Source organism: Actinoplanes sp. GCM10030250, from assembly GCF_042666575.1.
Lineage (GTDB): Bacteria > Actinomycetota > Actinomycetes > Mycobacteriales > Micromonosporaceae > Actinoplanes.
Genome location: NZ_JBHTDO010000039.1, coordinates 22,853 through 42,416, shown reverse-complemented (window position 1 = coordinate 42,416; position 19,564 = coordinate 22,853). Strand labels below are relative to the sequence as shown.

General features: G+C 70.9%; 17 protein-coding genes. 6 read left to right on the top strand and 11 right to left on the bottom strand.

Going from position 1 to position 19,564, the window contains the following annotated elements; genetic code table 11:
- Positions 1-15: 15 nt before the first annotated feature.
- The gene (locus ACFQV6_RS36105) at positions 16-1,896 is read left to right on the top strand and encodes an FtsX-like permease family protein (protein ID WP_378032174.1); all 1,881 of its coding nucleotides are present in this window, start codon (positions 16-18) and stop codon (positions 1,894-1,896) included.
- A 283-nt stretch (positions 1,897-2,179) separates the two neighbouring features.
- Here the strand turns inward: ACFQV6_RS36105 and ACFQV6_RS36100 are convergent, their stop codons facing one another.
- The 7 genes from ACFQV6_RS36100 to ACFQV6_RS36070 all read right to left on the bottom strand — a co-directional run bounded on the left by ACFQV6_RS36100 (position 2,180) and on the right by ACFQV6_RS36070 (position 12,707).
- Complete coding sequence (locus ACFQV6_RS36100) at positions 2,180-2,332, bottom strand: hypothetical protein (protein WP_378032173.1); 153 nt, start codon at positions 2,330-2,332, stop codon at positions 2,180-2,182.
- Positions 2,329-4,341, bottom strand: coding sequence for a diguanylate cyclase (locus ACFQV6_RS36095; protein WP_378032172.1), 2,013 nt, complete (start codon positions 4,339-4,341; stop codon positions 2,329-2,331). Before ACFQV6_RS36095 ends, ACFQV6_RS36100 begins: the two co-directional genes overlap by 4 nt.
- Before the next feature lie 63 nt (positions 4,342-4,404).
- A complete protein-coding gene (locus ACFQV6_RS36090; protein WP_378032171.1) occupies positions 4,405-5,652 on the bottom strand; it encodes an SGNH/GDSL hydrolase family protein in 1,248 nt (415 codons plus the stop codon).
- Positions 5,653-5,654: 2 nt separating this feature from the next.
- Positions 5,655-8,663, bottom strand: a complete 3,009-nt coding sequence (locus ACFQV6_RS36085; protein WP_378032170.1) for a glycosyl hydrolase 115 family protein — start codon at positions 8,661-8,663, stop codon at positions 5,655-5,657.
- A gap of 156 nt (positions 8,664-8,819) precedes the next feature.
- On the bottom strand, positions 8,820-10,514 hold the full coding sequence (locus ACFQV6_RS36080; RefSeq protein WP_378032225.1) for an ABC transporter ATP-binding protein: 1,695 nt from the start codon (positions 10,512-10,514) through the stop codon (positions 8,820-8,822).
- Positions 10,515-10,543: 29 nt separating this feature from the next.
- Positions 10,544-12,142: an ABC transporter transmembrane domain-containing protein gene (locus ACFQV6_RS36075; RefSeq protein WP_378032224.1), complete on the bottom strand. Its 1,599-nt coding sequence runs from the start codon at positions 12,140-12,142 to the stop codon at positions 10,544-10,546.
- 121 nt (positions 12,143-12,263) lie between these two features.
- A complete protein-coding gene (locus tag ACFQV6_RS36070) occupies positions 12,264-12,707 on the bottom strand; it encodes a hypothetical protein (protein WP_378032169.1) in 444 nt (147 codons plus the stop codon).
- A 59-nt stretch (positions 12,708-12,766) separates the two neighbouring features.
- On the opposite strand from ACFQV6_RS36070, the gene ACFQV6_RS36065 reads away from it, so the two are divergent.
- The 4 genes from ACFQV6_RS36065 to ACFQV6_RS36050 all read left to right on the top strand — a co-directional run bounded on the left by ACFQV6_RS36065 (position 12,767) and on the right by ACFQV6_RS36050 (position 15,689).
- Positions 12,767-13,489: an ArsR family transcriptional regulator gene (locus ACFQV6_RS36065; RefSeq protein WP_378032168.1), complete on the top strand. Its 723-nt coding sequence runs from the start codon at positions 12,767-12,769 to the stop codon at positions 13,487-13,489.
- Positions 13,486-13,869: a VOC family protein gene (locus ACFQV6_RS36060; RefSeq protein ID WP_378032167.1), complete on the top strand. Its 384-nt coding sequence runs from the start codon at positions 13,486-13,488 to the stop codon at positions 13,867-13,869. The genes ACFQV6_RS36065 and ACFQV6_RS36060 overlap by 4 nt, the downstream gene beginning before the upstream one ends.
- 257 nt (positions 13,870-14,126) lie before the next feature.
- Entirely contained in the window at positions 14,127-14,762 is a 636-nt protein-coding gene (locus ACFQV6_RS36055; protein ID WP_378032166.1) for a DUF3159 domain-containing protein, read from the top strand.
- A gap of 165 nt (positions 14,763-14,927) precedes the next feature.
- The gene (locus ACFQV6_RS36050) at positions 14,928-15,689 is read left to right on the top strand and encodes a class I SAM-dependent methyltransferase (protein ID WP_378032165.1); all 762 of its coding nucleotides are present in this window, start codon (positions 14,928-14,930) and stop codon (positions 15,687-15,689) included.
- 200 nt (positions 15,690-15,889) lie between these two features.
- Here the strand turns inward: ACFQV6_RS36050 and ACFQV6_RS36045 are convergent, their stop codons facing one another.
- The 3 genes from ACFQV6_RS36045 to ACFQV6_RS36035 form a co-directional block, all read right to left on the bottom strand.
- Entirely contained in the window at positions 15,890-16,087 is a 198-nt protein-coding gene (locus tag ACFQV6_RS36045) for a ferredoxin (RefSeq protein WP_378032164.1), read from the bottom strand.
- Between the two features lie 20 nt (positions 16,088-16,107).
- Complete coding sequence (locus ACFQV6_RS36040) at positions 16,108-16,878, bottom strand: SDR family NAD(P)-dependent oxidoreductase (RefSeq protein ID WP_378032163.1); 771 nt, start codon at positions 16,876-16,878, stop codon at positions 16,108-16,110.
- 94 nt (positions 16,879-16,972) lie between these two features.
- The gene (locus ACFQV6_RS36035; RefSeq protein ID WP_378032162.1) at positions 16,973-18,178 is read right to left on the bottom strand and encodes a cytochrome P450; all 1,206 of its coding nucleotides are present in this window, start codon (positions 18,176-18,178) and stop codon (positions 16,973-16,975) included.
- A 62-nt stretch (positions 18,179-18,240) separates the two neighbouring features.
- Here ACFQV6_RS36035 and ACFQV6_RS36030 point away from each other — a divergent pair, with 62 nt between their 5' ends.
- Entirely contained in the window at positions 18,241-18,903 is a 663-nt protein-coding gene (locus tag ACFQV6_RS36030) for a TetR/AcrR family transcriptional regulator (protein ID WP_378032161.1), read from the top strand.
- 96 nt (positions 18,904-18,999) lie between these two features.
- Here ACFQV6_RS36030 and ACFQV6_RS36025 read toward each other — a convergent pair whose 3' ends face one another.
- The gene (locus ACFQV6_RS36025) at positions 19,000-19,302 is read right to left on the bottom strand and encodes a DUF1905 domain-containing protein (RefSeq protein WP_378032160.1); all 303 of its coding nucleotides are present in this window, start codon (positions 19,300-19,302) and stop codon (positions 19,000-19,002) included.
- Positions 19,303-19,564: the final 262 nt, after the last annotated feature.

Here is a 19,564-nt window from a genome sequence, read left to right as displayed (position 1 = left end):
GAGGGGAGCATTCACATGCTGCGGATGAGTGGAGCGGGCCTGGCCGAGCGCATGCCGCTGTTCGCCGGCGCGGTGCTCTCGGTGTGCCTGGGTGTGGCGCTGGTGCAGTCCTCGCTGCTCCTGCTGATCACCGCCGCCACCATGGACCCACCGCCTGGCCTGGACGCCGCCGGGCGGATGCTGTTCGACGACGCGCGGGCGGCGTCGGTCTCGATGCTCGGTGTGGTGATGGGCTGCGCCGCCTTCCTGGCGGTCTTCATCATCAGCTCGACGTTCGCCTTCACCGTCGACCAGCGCCGCCGTGACCTGGCGCTGCTGCGACTGGTGGGCGGCAGCCGGGGTCAGCTGCGGCGGCTGCTGCTCGGTGAGGCGGTGCTGCTGGGCGGGCTCGGCGCGGCTCTCGGCATCCCGGCCGGCCTGGGCGTGATGGCCGTGCAGTCGTGGTTGATGCGGACGATGGGTTTCGTCCCGGACAGCTTCCGCGGTGAGTGGCGGATGTGGATCATCGGCGCCTCGATCGGGACCGGGCTGGTGCTGGCGGTGTCCGGCGCGATGACCGCCGCGCACCGGGCGGCCCGGGTGCGCCCGCTGGAGGCCCTGCGCGACAGCGGCGAAGCGGCCCGGGTGATGACCGCGGGCCGGTGGGTCGCCGGGCTGTTCTTCCTGGCCGGTGCGGCTGCTCTGATCATCGTCGCCCCGTACGGCGGCCCGGCGGGCGGCATGGCGATGGCGATGAACGCCCCGCTCTGCGCCGCGGTGGCGGTCGCCGCGTTCAGCCCGCTGCTCGTACCGGCGGTGGCCCGGCTGATTCCGGCCGTACCGGGCCCGCTCAGCTCCCTGGCGCGGGCGAACCTGCGCGACGGGCGGCGGCGCAGCGCCTCGGTGGCCGCGCCGGTGATGGTGCTGGTCGCGCTCGTGGTGGGGCAGGCGGGCGTGTCGACGTCGTTCACCACGGCCGGTATCGCCGAGCAGCGCCGCCTGATCTCGGCGGATCTGGTGGTCGAGTCGGCGGGCCCGATCGGCGACCGGGCGGCAGCCGTGCCCGGGGTCGCCGCGGCCTCGGCGGGGATCGCGATCCCGGGCCGGGCGGCGTTCTTCGACGGTGAGGAGTGGGAGTCCGACACGATTTCGGTGCTGGTGGTGGATCCGGCGGCGTACGCGGCCGTGCACCCGGGCAGCGAGCTGCACGGGATCACCGGAGGGCCGGGCGGTGACATCGGCGCCGGCAGTGCCCGGATCGAGCTGCCGGACCTGGACCTGGGCGAGGTGGCGGTGACCGGAGTGGTGCCCGTGGCGCTGAGCGGTGGCCCGGATGTGCTGATGCCGCGCGATCGGGTGCCGGAGGCCATGCTCGCGTCGGCGCCGAGCACCACGCTCGTCCGGCTTCAGGACGGTGCGGACCGGTCCGCGGTGTCGGCGGCGCTCGCCGCGCACGGCCGGGTCACGACCGTCGACAGGTGGCTCGCCGCCGACGCGCGGGAGAGGAGCTCCACCAGCGACAAGATCATGGTGCTGATCCTCGGCCTCGGCAGCCTGTACGCCCTGGTCGGCGTGGTCAACGCGGTCGTGATCGGCGCCGCCGCACGCCGCCGGGAGTTCGCCGAGGCCCGGGTGACCGGCCTCTCCCGCATTCAGGTGGTGCGGTCGGCACTCACTGAGTCGACGGCTGTCACAATGACCGGCGTCATTCTGGGGCTGGCCGCCGCAACTGTCGCTTCTCTGTCAATCGTGCGCACCACCGAGGCGGTGACCGGCACGGCGACGCTCGATCCGCCCTGGCTCCTGCTTGCCGGCGTGGCCGTTCTGACCCTCGCCGCAACGTCGCTGACCAGCGTTTTCACCTCACTGTCGGCCACTCGGGAACGGCCCATTGCCTTATTGGGTGCCCGCGAGTAAACGCGCGTGATAGCAGCGGCATCGACCTTCGCCTACATGTCGTAACACACAGTTAGTTCACCTTGCGTTGGATGACAGGCCACACGATGGCCGCTTAGGTTAATTTCCGGTTGCGAATCATCGCGACCCCGCGAAAGGGGGCTTCACCATGGCGAAGAAGTCGAAGAAGGACAAGAAAGACAAGAAGAGCAAGAAGGCCAAGAAGAAGTAAGGCCCACATCAGTGGCGGCCCGCACCCGGGCCGCCACAGTGCGGCGGGCGCCTTCAAGCCCAGCGCCGGCGACTAATCCGTCGCCTCGTCAGTTCCGGCGTCCTCAGGGATCTCCCGCTCCTCGCTCAAAGGCAGCGGAAGGTCGGGCACCCGCAGATCCTCCTGGCCGGGAGGCGCCGGCGGGTCCGGTGAGAGCGGCGGCTGAAATGTCGATTCGTCCGTCATCCCAGCATGGTTTCCCGTTCCCGGGCCGTTTCATCCACCGCGGCGCGCCGCGAACCCTTCTCCCGGTAGAGACGGGCGTCGGCAACCGCGTACAGGCTGTCGAAATCGTCGCCGTCCCGGTCGAGCTCCGCGAGACCCAGGCTCACCCCGGTCCGCGCACCCAGTGCCGCCCGCAGTTTCTCGGCCGTGGCCACGAAGTCACCGTGGACCAGGAGGACGAACTCGTCCCCGCCGAGCCGGCCCACCACATCCTCCGGCCGGGCTTGCTCACGCATCGTCGCCGCGACCCAGCGCAGCAGCTCGTCACCCGCCGCGTGCCCGTACGCGTCGTTCAGCTGCTTGAACCCGTCCAGGTCGGCGACGAGCAGTGCCGCGGCACCGCTGGTGCGCCGCACCTGGGCGATCTCCGCCGTGAACCGTTCCCCGAAGCCGCGCCGGTTGAGCACGTCGGTGAGCACGTCGGCCGAGGAGAGCCTGGTCAGCATCCGGCGCTGCCGGGCGGCGGCCCGTCCCTGCAGCGCGCAGGCGGCCGACGTGGCGGTCGTGCTCAGCAGGTTGGTCACGACGTACCAGGCTCCGGCGTCGCCACCGACCACGCCGACCGTCACGTACAGCGCACCGGCGGCCAGGGCGACCGGCACCGCCACCCGGGGCCGCATGCCGAGCACCAGCAGCGGGATGGCGATCAGCATCCCGGCGCCGAGCGGGTTGCTCACCCCGCCGTCGAGCAGCGCGATGGATCCGCAGCCGACGAACGAGCTGACCGCGAACGCCAGCATCAGCGGCCGGGCCCACCGCGCCCGGCTCAGCCAGTCCGCGCCGAGCACGACCGCCAGGCCGGTGCCGAACCCCCAGAGGCAGATCGCCAGCATCTCGGCCCGGTGCTCGTGCCCGGCGGTGAAGAGCGCGATGTAGACCATGGCGACGGAGGTCTGCGCCACGGCCATCCAGCCCGGGTCGGCGATCGAGTGCCGCCGTCGTTCCCGTCCGGAAACGGTCGCCGAGGGTCCCGCCGTGAGCAGGCTCCGGACCACGCGAACCTGCTCGGCGGTCGGCGCGCTGCGCTCGCGGGCCGCCTTGTCCGCGTAGAGGCGGCGATCGGCGACGCTCGCCAGCACGTCCGCGTCGCCGGCCTCGTACGGGTAGGTCGCGTACCCCAGGCTCGACGGCGCACCGTCGCGCAGCCGGGCCCGCACCGCGTCCACGATTCCCGCCGCCGCGTCGCCGTCGACGCCGGGCAGGATCAGCGCGAACTCGTCGCCGCCGAGCCGGCAGGCCACACCGCGCCCGCCCACCGCGGCCCGCAGCTCGTGGCCCACCCAGGCGAGCAGGTCGTCGCCGGCGCGGTGGCCGTGTGCGTCGTTCACCTGCTTGAAGTGGTCGAGGTCGAGCAGCACCAACGTGACCGGGCGGTCGGCGGCGAGCTCGGCAGCGATCCGCTGGTCGTAGCCGCGGCGGTTGAGGGCGCCGGTGAGCGGGTCGGTGCGGGAGCTCTCGGCGAGGCGGCGGCGCAGCGACGCGAGGACCATGGAGTGCCGCAGGCAGAGCACCGCCGCGGCGCCGAAGGCGAGCATGTGGACCAGCCAGTAGCCGGGTGGTGCCGGGTCGCCGTACACCACGACGATGCCGTAGCCGACGGTGTTGAGCGCCAGGACGACAGCGAAGGCACGGGGTAGCAGCACGGTGGCCAGCAGGACCGTCGACGTGGGGATGAAGGTGCCGAGCGGGCCACCGATCCCGCCGTCGAGCAGGGCCAGGGCGACGTAGCCGGCCAGGTTGCCGACCGCACCGAGATGCTGGGGGATCATCCACCGTTTCGACCCGGCGATCCGGGTCGCCACCAGCATGGCCAGCCCGGTCGAGGCCAGGACGGCACCCACCACGGCGAGCATCGCGCCACGGTGCGGAGCGCCCCAGGTCGCCGCCGCATAGACGGCGGTGAGCAGCATGGGAAGGCAGCAGTACACCGCTCCGGAGCGGATGGCGGCAGCCCGTGCGGCATTGTTCATGGGCGTTCACCTCCGAGGGCGGGATCCGTCAACCCCGCCCCCATCGGCTCGGTGCCGCTCGACTTAAGGAGAAGGCCGCTGGAGCAGGCGGCGGGGCACGGCGGCGGCCAGCGCCGCGTACCCGGCAGGATTCAGGTGCAGGTGGTCGCCGACGTTGTACGCCGGTGCCAGCCGCCGCGGCTCGGCCGGATCTCGCACGGCGGCGTCGAAGTCCACGTACGCGTCGAAGAGCCGGCCCCGGATCGCGTTGTTCACCGCTTGCCGGGCCTTCTCCCGCAGGCCGGACGGGTCGTCGTAGATGTTGCCGCCGAACGGGGTGAGCGTCGCCCCGTACACCGTCAGGTCCTGCGCGTGCGCGCGCATCACGATCTGCCGGTACGCGCCCACCAGCTCCGCCACCACGTGCAGCTGGGCCGCCGGGGTGGCCTCAGCCGTGCCGATGTCGTTGACCCCCTCGAAGACCAGCAGCCAGGTCGCCCCGCTGACGCAGAGCACGTCCCGGTCGAGCCGCGCCAGCGCGTTGGGCCCGAGCCCGTCGCGCAGCACCCGGTTCCCGCCGGCCGCCTGGTTGAGCACCGCCACCTCACGCCCGCGCAGCCGGGCGAGCAGCTGATCGGGCCAGCGGTCGTTGCCGTTGGTGGTGGAGCCGCGGCCGTCGGTCAGCGAGTCACCGAGCAGGACGAGGCCGTTCGTGGCCGAGGCGGTCACCTCGACGCCGCTGATCAGATACCAGTGATCGGTCGGGGTGGCCCCGGTCAGCGTGGTCGCCGCCAGCTGATCACCGTTGATCAGCCAGGACGTCGTCCGCGAGCCCGGATGCGACGTCAGCGACAGGGTGGCCTGCCCGGCGGCCAGATAGGTGGTGACGGTCAGGGTGGTCTCGGCCGCCACCGGCATGTCCACCGGGTCGGAGACGATCTGCGCACCGACCGGTACCACCACCGAGCGGCTCCCGCCGAAGGTGAGCGGCCGGGAGGTGCCGGCCCGGATGTCGGCCACCCCGGACAGCCCGCCCGCGGGCAGGGCCACGGCGGCACCGGTGATCGGCAGGTCGGACCCGCCGAACGCGTTGGAGAAGCGGACCCTCAGCTGCCGCCCGCCGACCGAGACCCGCAGGGTCTGCCGCAGGGTGGTGTCCACCAGCACCGAGTCGGTTCCGGTGAACGGTACCGGCGGCAGGTTGTGCGGCTCGGTGAGCTGCGGCATCGCGGTCCAGGTGTGCACCCAGCGCGGGTGCGTCTGCATTCCGCGGCCGAGCAGGACGGCGGAGGCGGCCGCCCCGCCGGAGGCGAGCACGGTACGTCGGCGCATGGCTAGTACCTCCGGCTCTCGGGCGGGCCCAGGTAGCTGTACTTCACGCCGCCGGTGTCGACCACGAGCCGCTGCACGATCACCGTCGGGTCGACCCCCCAGAACGTCAGCGTGTGCGTCCCCGGCCGGTCGATCGTGTGCGTGGTCGTGGTGACGTTGACGTTGTCGGACGTGTTGCGCGCCCACTGCCGGTTCATCCCGGTGTCGTCAGCACCCGTCGCGGCGATGATGTCGACGGTCTGCGGAGCCTGGCCGTCGATCGAGATCGCGTACCGCAGTCCCGGTGTCGGCAGCACGTTGTTGCGCGGCGAGAGCAGCGCGGACACCCTGACCGGCCCGGTCGTCGTCAGCGTCATCCGGTATTCGAGCTTCGCGCCCTCGCTCAGCGGCGTCAGCCCGTCGCTGTTCTTACCGATGCCGGGCAGCACCCGCCATTTGCCGGTCCGGCGGTCGTGGTGCGCCGCGTCGATCGCGACGTAACCGTTCGCTTCCGCGAAACCCTGCGGCCTGAGCGCGGGGTTACGCACCGGGGCCCGCACGACCTTCGTGCTTCCCGCGCCTTCGATCGTGAGGGGTACGGAGGAAGTGCCCCGGGGTGCCCGATGCCAGTCGACCGAGACGGTGGCCCGGACCTGCTTGTCCACCCGTCCCGAGGCCGGCGTGACCTTCACCCACGGCTGCCCCGCGGTGATCTTGTACGAAAACGGCGTAGTCCCCTTGTTGTAGACCTCCAGGTACTGCCGGGGCTGTGACTGCCAGGGGCTGAACTCGGGCAGCGTGTCGTCGTCACCGCCGTCCAGGGCGACACCCATGGCGGCCGCGGCGGGCACCTCGATCCGCTTCAGGTACGGGTAGATCTCGTCAGGCAGCGCGACGTGGTTGTCGGTCTGCGGCTGCTGCCACGCCGCGTTGTTGTAGCGAGCGGCATTGCCGTACCCGATCTTGGGTTGGGTCTGCCAGCCCGCCCACTTCCCGCCGGCCAGCTCGGTGTTGTAGTAATCGCTCATCGCCTGGTCCTCGGCGAAACGCGCCTCCGCCTCCGCGGCCAGGTCGTTCGTCGCGGCCCGCTGCTCCCCCGCGTACTTGATGTTGGTGAACTCGGCGCGGCGCAGCTCGTAGATGTTGGCGGTGGCCTGCACCTGGTAGTCGACCAGCTGGTAATAGGCGTCCTGCCAGGCCGCCGGGACGCGGTGCCGGATCCGGTCGGCGCGGGCGGCCAGGCGCTGCCACTCGGCCACCACCCGGTCCATCTCGCGATAGTCGGTGAGGCTGTACGGGTTGCCCTCGTCGTCGTAGATGACCGTCGTGCCCTCGCCGGTGATCCGCCGGTTCAGCAGCTCCGGCTTGCGCCTCGACTGAAGGTGCGAGTACTCGCTGAGCACCTCGGCGATCTCGGCGGACAGGGCCGGCCCGAAGTTCTCGGCCGCGTACCGCCGCTCCCAGTCGTTGATGCCGGACAGCGGAATCGCGTCCGGGTTCCACGCGTAGTCCAGGAAGAACTGGGTGGGCAGCTCCTCGTTCTTCAGATCGCCGACGTTGACCACCCAGAGCTTGTCGACACCCTTGCTGTACGACAGGTTCAGCTGCTCCCACGTGTTGACCAGGTTGACCGTGTCGGCCCACTTGTAGTTGCGGCCGTCGCCGACGTAGTCGAAGTGGTAGTACAGCCCGTACCCTCCGTCGCGCTGCGGCAGACCGGCATGCGGAAGCTTCCGCATGTTGCCCCAGTTGTCGTCGCAGAAGACGACTGTCACGTCCGACGGCGGCTGGTAGCCCTTGTCCCAGTAGCGCTGCACCTCCTTGTAGAGGGTCTGCACCTGGGGCGCGTCCTGCAGGCCGAACTCGCGCAGGATCTCCCGCTGGGTCTCGATGATCGTGCTCATCAGGTCGATGCCGTCACCGTCGGGCAGGCTGACGTCGCCGTTGCCGCGCATGCCGAGCGTGATGACACCCTCGAAGCCCTGCTCCTTCATCCGCCGTGCGCCGTCGCGCCAGTACTGCACGAGCGCGTCGCGGTTGCGCCGGAAGCTCCACTCGCCGGTGCCGCCGTACGGGTCGCTGCCGGGCGTGATGATCTCGCCGTTCGCGTCGCGGACCGCCGCCTTGGCGTGCCGGTTCCACTCCTCGATGCCGCGCATCATCGGCGCCTCGTGCGAGGTGCCCATGACAACGCCGTACCGGTCGGCGGTGGCGTGGTTGAGCGGGTCGTCCTCGGCGAACGCGCGGCCCCAGACGGCGGGCCAGAGGTAGTTGGCCTTGAGCCGGAGCATGGTCTCGAAGACCTGGGCGTAGTAGTTGGCGTTGAGCCCGGCGGTGAAGCCGGGTGCCTTGCCCGGACCGAAGTAGCCGGGTGCCCAGGTGCCGGTGGCCGGGTTCTCGTCGTTGACGAAGAAGCCGCGGTACTTGACCTTCGGCGTGCCCTGGGTGTGCCGGCCGGGCAGCGCGTACCAGGCGTCGGCGTGCGGGACGGGCACGTCGTCCCAGAAGCGCCAGGGCGAGACGCCGATCTTGCGGGACACGTCGTAGACGCCGTAGATGGTGCCGCGCTGGTCGCTGCCGGCGATCACGAACGCGCGGCGCACGCCGGGCAGCGGGTTCTCGACGACCTGCTGGATCGAGGTCTCCCAGCGACCGGCGACACCGCGGACGTCGAGCCTGCCCGACGAGACGAGGCGGTCGATCAGGGTGCTGCGGCCGATCGTCCCGACGATGACCGGGTTCTTGCCGGCCGGGATGTCACCGGTCACGGTGGCGGGCCGCACGCCGGTGGCGGCGTGCAGGTCGGACTGGAGATCGCCGATCACGCGGAGGACACCCGCGTGATCGTTCGCCGACGCCACGATCGGGGCGCCGGAACTTCCGGCGACCAGGGGGAACCTGCCCGGTCCGGGCCGGGTGCTCAGATAGCTGCCGCTGCCCGGGGAGGCGGCGGCTGCGGGTGGGGATGAGACTGCGGGGACGAGCGTGAGCGCGACGAGGACAGCCGACGCGCTCGCGAGGAAGCTTCGCATGTGGGGTACGCCTCCCGGCATCGAAAGTTTCGGAAACAATCCGATAGCGCAGGCGTAACGTATAGCTACCCATCTATGCAGTCAAGGCGTGGAACGCCCATCGCGAGAAATTGCGGGACGTCGGAAGTTTCGGAACTGGACCGGTTCAGGAAAATGTCAGGAATTCCGTAGTGCCGGCTCGCCGTGCCAGGAGTTCCAGAGCGCCGCATAGGGGCCGCCGGCTGCCACGAGCTCGTCGTGCGTACCCAGCTCGATGATCCGGCCGTCGTCCATCACGGCCACCCGGTCGGCGTCGTGCGCGGTCTGCAGCCGGTGCGCGATCGCGATGACCGTACGCTCGTGCAGCACCGCCGCCAGCGCCCGTTCCGCGGTCCGCGCGGCGGTCGGGTCGAGCAGCGCTGTCGCCTCGTCGAGGATCACCGTGTGCGGATCGGCGAGCACCACCCGGGCCAGCGCCAGCTGCTGCGCCTGCGCGCCGTCGAGGGGCTCCTCGCCGAGGTCCCGGTCCAGATCGGTGGCCCAGTCCGCGCCCACGGTGGCCAGCGCCCGGCCCAACTCGCCGTCCGGTGCGGCCACCATCAGGTTGTCGCGCAGCGACTCCCGGAACACGTGGTGCTCCTGGGTGACCAGCACGACCTGGCGGCGCAACTCGTCCGGCGGCAGGTCGGCGATCGGCACCCCGCCGACCGTCACGGTGCCGGCGGACGGCCGGTCCACCCCGGCGATCAAGCGGCCCAGAGTGGACTTTCCCGCGCCGGAGAGCCCGACGATCGCCAGCCGCTCCCCCGGCCGGACCGTCAGCGCCACGTCGTGCAGCACGTCGCGGCCCTCGTCGTAGGCGTACCGCACGCCGGTCACCTCGATCACCTCGTCGCGCGGGGACTCAATGCAGACGGGCGGGGCGGGCGGGACCGCGGCCAGGCCCTCGACCCGGGAGAACGAGGCGCTGCTGCTCTGCAGGCGCTCGATCCAGATCAGGATGGTGTCCAGCGGGCCGACCATCTGGCGCAGGTAGAGGACGGCCGCGCCGACCGTACCGAGGGTGACGGCGCCGTCGATGTAGAGCAGGCCGCCGAGCAGCAGGGCCAGCACTGTCGGAATCGCGTAGGAGGACTCGGCCAGCGGGAAGAAGACGTTGCGCAGGCGCAGGGTGGCCAGCCGGGTCCGCCGGGTCTCGGCGAGGGCGGCGTGGCCCGCTGCCAGGCGACGGTCCTGGAGGCTGAAGGCCTCGATCGTACGGGCGCCGCCGGTCGTCGCGGACAGCTCCTCGGCCAGCCGCGAGTTCGCCGCACCCTCCGCCAGGTACGCGTCCCGCGCCACCCGCAGGTACCACCGGGTGACGAACCAGATCCCGGACAGGCCGAGCACGCCCACCCCACCGAGCAGCGGGTTCAGCACCAGCACCGCGGCGGCGATGAACAGCAGGTGGACGACGGCGATGAAGATCGTCGGCAACACGTCGCGCAGGGCCGTGGCGACCTCGTCCACATCGGTGGTGCCGCGGGCCGCCAGGTCGCCGGCGGGCACTCGCTCGATGACGGCGGCGGGCAGGCCGAACGCCCGCCGGACGAACTGCTCCCGGATCCGGGCGGCGGTCCGCTCGCCGACACGATAGGCGAGGCGTAGCGCGTACCTCGAAAGGATCATCTGCGCGACAGCGCAGCCCAGCACCGCCAGCGCCAGGCGGTCGACGGCCCCGGCACCGGCACCGCCCGCGACCGTGTCGATCACCCGGCCCAGCAGCCAGGGACCGCCGAGGCCGGCCAGCGCACCCAGCGAGGCTAGCGTGATCAGCAGGGCGACGGAACGGCGGTCGGCGGCGATCATCCGGGCGGCGGCGCGGGCGACCATCCGCTGGTCCGCGATCGGGAGCGTGGCGGTCACTGATCTTCTCCGAACACTCGGGTCACCAGATCTCGGTATCCGGGTTCGGCCGCGAGCAGGTCGCGGTGTGTGCCGGAGGCGGCCACCCGGCCGGCCACCAGGTAGTGCACCTGATCGGCCCGGTCCAGCAGCACCGGCGAGGTCGTCGCCAGCACGGTGCCGCGACCGGACCGCGCCGTGGTCAGGCGTTCCGCGATCGCCGCCTCGGTGTGCGCGTCCACCGCCGAGGTCGGCTCGACGGCGAGCAGCGTCTCCGGGTCGGCGTAGACCGCGCGGGCCAGCCGCAGCCGCTGCCGCTGGCCGCCGGAGAGGTTGCGGCCGCCCCACTCGACCGGCCGGTCCAGGTCGGCGGCCACGTCGTGGGCCACCGCGGTGGCGATCGCGCGGCGCACCCGGTCGTCGTCCGGCGTGTGACGCCCGGCGACCACCTCGCGCAGCGTGCCGGCGAACAGATCGGCGTCGTTGTCGGCGACCAGGATCCGGTCGCGGACCTCGGCCTGCGCGATCCCGTCGAGGCGGCGGCCGTCCCAGGTGGCGGTGGTCGCGCCGTACCGGCCGAGGCGGTCGAGCACCTCGGCGGCGTCGGCGGGACGGGCACCGGCCAGCGCGGTGAGCCGGCCCGGTTCGGCGACCACACCGGAGACCGGGTCGATCAGGACGGACGGTCCGCCGGGAGCGTGCGCGCCGGACGGGTCCGCCACGGGCAGCCGCAGGAAGGCGGTCACGCGGCGGGCGGCCACCAGACCGTGGGTCAGGTCGAAACCGCAGAAGATGAAGACGCTCACCGGGATGACCAGCATGGCGGTGTAGCCGTACACCCCCACCAGCTCACCCACGGTGAGCTCACCGGCCGCCGCGAGGCGTGCGGCCAGCCAGATCACCACCGCGAGGAACACCACCGGCAGCCCGTCACCGAGCGCGCCGATCCAGCTCGACGGGTTACCCACCCGGTAGCCCTGCTCCCGCACCTCGGCCGACTCCCGCTCGTACCTCTCGAGGTGGGCCTCCTTGCCGCCGAGTCCGTTGAGGATCCGCAGCCCGCCGAGGATGTCGACGAGCCGGCTGTTCAGCACGCCCTGCCGCTCCCGATACCGGGATCCGGCCCGCTGCGTGCGGCCCAGCAGCGGCCCGACCACCAGGGCCAGCACCGGCACACCGACCAGAACCACGGCTGCCAGCACCGGCGTGGTCCGGTACAGCAGGATCGCGATCACCGTGCAGGCCAGCAGCGCGGCCACACCCACACCGCCGACGTTCATCGCCCGGCCGATCGTCCACACGTCGGAGATGCCGATCGTGACCACCTCGCCGGTGGTGACCCGGCGCGGCAGGGCGGCACCGAGCCGGGTCGCGTGGCTCATCACCACATCGGCGGTGATCAGCGCGGCCTCCAGCCGCAACTTCGTCATGTTGCGGTGCCGCATCATGCCCAGCCCGGCGGTGGCGAAGCCGACCACCAGCACGGCCGCCGACCAGGCGAGCAGCGCCGGCACGCTGCGCGGTCGCAGGCCCTGATCGATCGCTTGAGAGATCAGGTACGGCGTGACGGCCATACTCACGAACCAGAGCGACCCGAACGTCGCGCCGAGTGCCACCCGCCCCTTGCACTGCCGCGCCAGCCACCACAGGTACTTTCCGGGCCCCCGTACATCCACGATGGCCATGCTGCCCATCGACGGGTGCGGTTGTCACCCGATTTGCCAGGTGTGCTCCGCCTCAATACGCGACCGGCTGAGCCGGCTTCCGCAGGATGTAACGGCGTGCCGAGGGCGGCACGGTCAGCGCGAGCAGCAACCCCAGCGAGGGCACCACGATGGCCAGCCCGACCCAGGGGAACTCGCCGGCGATGAGCTGCGGCAGCAGGAAGATCGCGCCCACCGGTATGGCCAGGCTCACCAGCACGATGAGCGTCACCCACGCCCACATCCGGCCGCGCCACAGGGCCTGCGCGAGCACCAGCATGAAAATCGAGAACAGGGCGGCGATGACGTTGAGCACGAGGAAGGCGCTTTTCGCACCCGAGCTCCACTTGTCGTCGGCGAGGGTGAGCGGCACCTGCACCCCGATCCGGAACAGGTTGACCACGGCCAGTGCGGCGACCACGCCGGCCGCGATCTTGACCACCATGGGCGCTGCCGGCCGTACAGGAGCTTCATACATGGTCGCCGATCCTAGTCCCGCCCATATTTCATCAAACTGATTTGATGTATCGTGCGGTCATGGCGTCTCATCCGCCACCGCCCCAGTTCGTCAGGCTGGCCGCGCACCCGTTGCGGTGGCAGCTGTTGATCGAGCTGGCCGCGAGCGACCTTCGGGTCCGCGATCTGGTCGCCCTCGCCGGCGAGCCGCAGAGCCTGGTCTCCTACCACCTGCGGCTCCTGCGCGACGGTGGGCTGGTCACCACGAACCGCAGCAGCTTCGACGGCCGGGACACCTTCTACCACCTCGATCTGGACCGCTGCTCCGGCGCGCTCACCGAGGCCGGGGCGCTCCTTCACCCGGCGCTCCGGCCATCCTTGCCGGGCGCTGCCGGCGGCCGGGTGCTCTTCGTCTGCACCGGCAACAGCGTTCGCTCCCCCATCGCCGAGGCGCTGTTCCGCCACCACACCGGCGGGCGGGTCGACGTCGCCAGCGCCGGGAACCGGCCCCGCACCGGCGGGCTGCATCCGGACGCCGTGCGAGTCCTGCGCGAGGAGTACGGCATCACCGTGACCGGACAGCACCCACAGCACTGGGACACCCTGTCCGGCAGGCGTTTCGACTACGTGATCAGCCTCTGCGACCGGGCCCGCGAATCCTGCCCCGACTTCCCCGGCGATCCACGGCGCGTGCACTGGAGCGTTCCGGAGCCGAGCGGCCACCCGGCAGTCGCCCGCGCCGCCGCGGACATCGATATTCGCGTCAGAAACCTGCTACCCCTGTTCAAGGAGGTCTCGCCATGACCACGAACGACAAGTACGCGAGCGTCCGCTACCTCGTCGACGACGTCCCCGCGGCCGTCGCCTTCTACACCGGCCACCTCGGTTTCACCACCGGAGCCGCCGCCGGGCCCGCCTTCGCCGAGGTGTTCCGCGGCCCGCTGCGGCTGCTGCTGTCCGGACCGGCCAGCTCCGGCGCCCGGGCCACTCCCGAGTCGGCCCGCACCGCCGGGGGCAACCGTGTGCACCTGGTGTTCGACGACCTCGGCGCCGAGGTGGAGCGGTTGCGCGCCGAAGGGCTGGCCTTCACCGGGGACGTGGTCAGCGGTCCCGGCGGCAGCCAGATCCTGCTCACCGACCCGGCCGGCAACCTGATCGAGCTGTTCCAGCCCGCCGCCCGCTGAGGCTTGGTCGGTGCCGTTGGTGACGCTCGGTGGCCGGCTGGGTCGTTTGCTGGGCGAGCGGTGTGGGATTGAGGAATCTCGTGGTGGTCAGCACAGCGCCAACATTCCGCACAACGGCAAACGGCCTCGACCCCGCTCACGGTGAGTGGGCTGACGACCGGAGCACGTCGGCTCCCAGCGTTCGGCCGGTGACACGGCTCCACGATGATGACCCGGTCTTGGGTTAGGCTCCCCTAACCTCGACAGACAGGGTGGAGATGGCAGAGCCGGAATCGCTCACGCAGTTGCTCAACGGGCGCCGAGCGGCGATCGACGCCACACTGCCCGCTGCCGGGTTCACCGCCGGCTGGCTGATCGCCGGACACTCCATCTGGGCCGGCGCGGGCACTGCTGTCGCCTGCGCCGCCGGGATCTCCCTCTGGCGGCTGCGCACCGGCGACAAACCGCGCGCCGTGCTGATCGGCCTCCTCGGCGTGTGCGTGGCCGCGCTGATCGCCCTGCGTACCGGCCACGCCGAAGACTTCTTCCTGCTCCAACTGCTGAGCAACGCCGCGAGCGCCCTGGCCTGGATCGTCAGCATCGTGATCCGCTGGCCACTGCTCGGCATCGTCGTCGGCGCCGTCCTCGGCCAGCGGACCCGGTGGCGGCGCGATCCGGCACTGCTCAAGGCGTACTCGCGCGGCAGCTGGGTCTGGGTCATGCAGTACGTCATCCGGGTCGCGATCTTCCTGCCCCTCTACTCCGCCGGCCTGGTCATGGAACTGACCGCCGCCCGCATCGCCCTCACCTGGCCCCTGGTAGCCGCCTGCCTCGCCGTCAGCTGGTGGGTCATCCGCCGCACCCTGCCCGCCGATCACCCCGGCCTACGCCACCCCGCCGACCAGCCCGCCTGAACCCAGCTGCGCAACCCCGCCTGAACCCAGCTGCGCAACCCCGCCTGAACCCAGCTGCGCAACCCCGCTGGAATCCAGCTGTGCCGGCCCGCTTGCGGCGGCCCACTTACGGCGGCCCGCCCGAACTCGGTTGCCGGTGGCGGGCCGGCGCTGTGGACTTCCGTCATGGACTGGGTGGAGGGTTTCTATTCGCGGACCGGCTCCTGGTGGGGTCCGGCCGAGGCGCGCATCACCGACCGCGATCACCGGCGGGTGCGTGTCCTGCACGAACACGCCGGTACCGCACCGCTGCGGGTGCTGGAGCTGGGCTCCGGCTACGGGACCACTGCCGCCACCACCGCGAAAGCCGGGCACACGGTCACCGCGATCGAGATCACTGATCGCGCCGGCTTCGCCGATCGCTTCGACACCGAGGTGGCGCCCGGTTCGCTGACCGTCGTCAAGGACAACTTCTATGGGGTACGGCTGAACGACTCGTTCGACGTAGTCTCGTACTGGAACGGCTTCGGTGTCGGTTCGGACGCCGACCAGCGCAGACTCCTCCGCCGGATCGCCTCGGAGTGGCTGCGACCGGACGGCGTCGCCCTGATCGACGTCTGCAACCCGTTCGTCTGGGCCCGCTGGCACGACGACCTCTCGCATCGCACACCGGATCCGGCCCGCGGCTACGCCCACGAGTTGTACGAGTTGACCACCTTCGACCCGGTCACGAACACCGCTACCGACACCTGGTGGGAAGCCGCGAAACCGGACGAGAAGATCAGCCAGATGTTGCGCTGCTACTCGCCCGCCGACCTGACGCTGCTGCTGGAGGGCACCGGCCTGCGGCTGGCGACCATCACGATCGGCGAGGAGACCGGTGCCGGTGCGGCGGCGCGCCTGCTGGATGAGCACTCCGAATACGTCGCCGTCCTGCGTCACGGGTGAGTGGCCGGTGTCCATCGGACAATGACCCACCACTACCGCCGTAGCCCGCCCTGCGGCCTCGCGTTGCATGCTGTCGCGTGGACAGTGGAGAGCTTTGCGTCGGGCGTACAAAATGGGTCTCCACCAAGAATGACCGGTGGATACCCGGCGGTGAGATGAAGGTTTGGCGGTAGCGCCGGTCGACCTCAACGCGATTTCGATCAGGTGTCGTCCGCGGTGATGGCGCCGGCCGGGCAGACCGCGGCGGCCTCGCGGGCGATGGTGTGCAGCGGTTCGGCGGGATCCGGGTCCAGCAGCAGGACGATGCCGTCGTCCTCGCGCTGGTCGAAGACGTCCGGCGCCAGCAGTGCGCATTGGCCGGCGCCGCAGCATTTGTCCTGGTCGACGGTGATGTGCACGGTCAGCCACCCCTCGTTTCTCAGTCGTGGAACGTGGCACCGCCGTCGATCGACCAGGTCTGGCCGTTGATCCATTCGGCGTCGTCGGAGAGCAGGAACGCCACGGTGCCGGCCAGGTCGGCGGGGCGTCCGAGGCGGGTGCTGTGGGTGGCGGCGAGCCCGAAGCTCTTGAACTCGTCGCTCATGGTGGCCAGTGCCGTCTCGCTCAGCACCAGGCCGGGAGAAACACCGTTGCAGCGAATACCCTCCGTGCCCCAGCGGGAGGCGACGTGCCTGGTGAGAGCATTGATTCCGGCTTTCGCCGCGGCGTACGCCGGACGCGTCGCCTCACCGACACAGGACGCCAGCGACGACGTGTTGACGATCGCGCCGCCGCCGTTCGCCAGCATGACCGGAATGACGGCCCGGCAGGCGAGCGCAAACCCGAGCAGGTCGACCTCGAAGGTGCGCCGCCACACCGCCGGGTCCATCTCGAGCAGGTCGCCGTCGCGTCCCAGGGTCTCCGGCGAGAGGTCGGCACCCACGTTGAACAGGCCGTGCACGGTGCCGTACTCGCTCACCGCCCGATCGATCAGCGCACCGATCGACGCCTCGTCGGCCAGGTCGAACGCGACCGCCGCCGCGACACCACCGGCCGCCCCGATCCTCTCCGCCGTCTGGCTGGCGCCGGCGATGTTGAGGTCGCCGACGATGACCCGGGCGCCCTCCGCGGCGAGACGCTGTGCGGTGGCCGCGCCGATTCCGGTCGCACCGCCGCAAACGACGACGCTCTTGTCCGTCAGCCCTCGCACAAGGTCACCCCCATCCCGGTCACCCCCGTCCCGGTCACCCCTATTCCGGTCACCACCATCCCGGTCACCACCATCCCGGTCACCACCATCCCGGTCACCATCGGACCATCACCTGGTCGAGGCCGCCGATCAGCAGCCCTTCCCGTCGCGGCAACTCCTCGACCGGAACAGCGAGCCGCAACTCCGGCAGCCGGTTCAGCAACACGGTCAGCGCGGTCTGCAACTCCGTGCGCGCCAATGCCTGCCCGATGCACGAGTGCGGTCCTGCCCCGAACGACAAATGCGCATTGGGTACGCGACGCAGGTCCATTTCGGCCGCATTCTCGAAAGCCTTCTCGTCCCGATTCGCCGCCGCCATGCTGTTGACCACCGTGGTGCCGGCGGGCAGCGTCGTACCGGCGACCTCGATCTCGGCCGTGAGGTAACGCGGCATCCCGAAACCCGGGTTGGCGTCGAAGCGCAGCGCCTCCTCGACAGCCGTACGGACCAGGGCCGGCTCGGCCAGCAACTCCTCCCAGCGGCTGCGCTCGGCGAGCAGCATCGCGACCATCTTGCCGATCATGTTGGCGGTGGTCTCGTGCCCGGCGATCAGCAGGCCCTGCGCGGTGCCGATCAACTCCAGCTGGGACAACTGCCCGTCGTCCGCGTCGGCCACCGCGGTCAGATCGCTGATCAGATCGTCGCCGGGATTCGCGCGTTTCGCCTCGATGTGCGCCCACAGGAACTCGCCGAACTCGAGCATGGCGGCGTCGATCTCGTCCTGCTTGTATCGGCTCAGGCTGAGCATCGTGTCCGACCAGTAGGAGAACCGGTTCCGGTCACTGTCGGGCACACCGAGCAGATCGCAGATCACCCACACAGGCAGAGGGAACGCGTACGCCGAAACGAGGTCGGCCGGCCCACCACCGGCAACCATCCCGTCGACCAACTGGTCGGCCATCGCGGCGATCCGCGGCTGCATGGCGGCCATCCGCTTGGCGGTGAAATACCGTCCGACCAGGCGCCGCCAGCGCTGATGCCCGTCACCGGCGGCAGGCAGATCGCTCTGCTCGGCCCCGAACACGCCCCCGGACTCGTTGGCGGTGACCCGCGCGGCCCCGTCGGCGTCGAGCTGCCGGGTGAACCGTGGATCGCTGAGCACCTGCCGTACGTCCTGGTAGCGCGTCAGCACCAGAGCCGGGTCACCACTGGCCAGCCGCACCTCGGCGACCGGGCACTTCGCTCGCAGCTCGGCCCACTCCGGCGGCGGTTCCAGCGCGGTGGGCTGGGGAAACGGGTATTCCGGCAGGTCTGAAGACACGGGAACCCTCCCTTAGATAGTGACCCTCGTCAATCTAAGACGCCCCTCTTAACATGACAAGGATGAGAACCCGGCCCGCGGCTTCCCCGCCCGCCGCCTCTCCGCCCGCCGCTTCCCCGCCCAGTCGCGGCGATGGCACCCGGGCGCGGATTCTGGTGACCGCGGAACGCCTCTTCGCCCTGCACGGCGTCGCAGCCGTCTCCAACCGGCAGATCAGCGAAGCCGCGGGGCAGGCCAACAACTCGGTCATCGCCTACCACTTCGGGTCCCGGCCGGACCTGATGCGCGCCATCGTCCGCCCGCACAACACCGACATCGAGCAACGCCGGATCGCCCTGCTGGCCGCCACCGGCGAACCCGCCACCCTGACCGGCTGGACCGCCTGCCTGGTCCGGCCGATCACCGACCACTTCGCCGCCCTCGACCGGCCGAGCTGGTACGCCCGCTTCGCCGCCCAGGCCAACACGGACCCGGCCCTCCGCAACGTGATCACCGAGGAGGCCCTGGCCACCCCATCCACCCAGCTCACCCTCCGCGAGATCACCCTCCGCGTCCCGGCTCTCCCGCCAGTCGTCCAGCGTCAGCGCACCGACATGACGCGGCTCCTGGTCGTACACATGTGCGCCGAGCTGGAACGCGCCCTCGAAGACAACACCGCCGACACCACCTGGTCCCAGACCGCAGACGCCCTGATCACCGCCCTGACCGGCCTCTGGACCGCCTGATCCCCCTTTTCAACGGTCAGCCAACTCGCTCCCCCTCTTCAACGGTCAGCCAACTCGCTCCCCCTCTTCAACGGTCAGCCGACTCGCTCCCCCTCTTCAGAGGTCAACCAACTCGACGGTGACGGTGACGACATCGCCCGGCTTCAGCTTTTGAGCAGTGCGGATGGCACGCTTCACCGGCAGCACATACGCGCCCCGAGATTTGTCCGGGAAAATCGACGTCGCCCAACTGCTGGTGCCGATCGTCACCCGCACCCGCACCGAGCCGAACCCGCGCGGCTGGTCAGCCGTGAGGTCCCGAATCTCCTCCGAGTCGTCAGCAGGCAGGCTGACAAACGTCCAGCTCTCGTCACGCCGAGCCTCCCAAATCCACAACTCCGACTCGAACTCCACCTTCACCCGCGCAGCATCCCACGAGGGTCCGACAATCCCCGGCGCCCGCCATCCCGCCCACCTGGCTCCAAGCGCCGCCCCCGCCCCGCAAAACAACACCGCCGCCAGCCGAGCCACCCAGCTGGGCCTGAGCGGGGTGCCCGGCCGCGAAAAGCACCACTCAGCGCCAGCCGAGCCGACCGGCTGGACGCGAGCGGGGTGCCCGGCCGCGAAAAGCACCACTCAGCACCAGCCGAGCCAACCAGCTGGACGCGAGCGGGGTGCCCGG

Excerpts from the sequence above, each read along its gene's own strand:
- ACFQV6_RS36050 (WP_378032165.1), top strand. The coding sequence starts at position 14,928 with ATGGACTGGGTGGAGGGTTTCTATTCGCGGACCGGCTCCTGGTGGGGT.
- ACFQV6_RS36055 (WP_378032166.1), top strand. The coding sequence starts at position 14,127 with ATGGCAGAGCCGGAATCGCTCACGCAGTTGCTCAACGGGCGCCGAGCG.
- ACFQV6_RS36090 (WP_378032171.1), bottom strand. The coding sequence starts at position 5,652 with ATGCGCCGACGTACCGTGCTCGCCTCCGGCGGGGCGGCCGCCTCCGCC.
- ACFQV6_RS36030 (WP_378032161.1), top strand. The coding sequence starts at position 18,241 with ATGAGAACCCGGCCCGCGGCTTCCCCGCCCGCCGCCTCTCCGCCCGCC.
- ACFQV6_RS36070 (WP_378032169.1), bottom strand. The coding sequence starts at position 12,707 with ATGTATGAAGCTCCTGTACGGCCGGCAGCGCCCATGGTGGTCAAGATC.
- ACFQV6_RS36105 (WP_378032174.1), top strand. The coding sequence starts at position 16 with ATGCTGCGGATGAGTGGAGCGGGCCTGGCCGAGCGCATGCCGCTGTTC.
- ACFQV6_RS36100 (WP_378032173.1), bottom strand. The coding sequence starts at position 2,332 with ATGACGGACGAATCGACATTTCAGCCGCCGCTCTCACCGGACCCGCCG.
- ACFQV6_RS36065 (WP_378032168.1), top strand. The coding sequence starts at position 12,767 with ATGGCGTCTCATCCGCCACCGCCCCAGTTCGTCAGGCTGGCCGCGCAC.
- ACFQV6_RS36095 (WP_378032172.1), bottom strand. The coding sequence starts at position 4,341 with ATGAACAATGCCGCACGGGCTGCCGCCATCCGCTCCGGAGCGGTGTAC.
- ACFQV6_RS36080 (WP_378032225.1), bottom strand. The coding sequence starts at position 10,514 with ATGGTCGCCCGCGCCGCCGCCCGGATGATCGCCGCCGACCGCCGTTCC.
- ACFQV6_RS36085 (WP_378032170.1), bottom strand. The coding sequence starts at position 8,663 with ATGCGAAGCTTCCTCGCGAGCGCGTCGGCTGTCCTCGTCGCGCTCACG.
- ACFQV6_RS36060 (WP_378032167.1), top strand. The coding sequence starts at position 13,486 with ATGACCACGAACGACAAGTACGCGAGCGTCCGCTACCTCGTCGACGAC.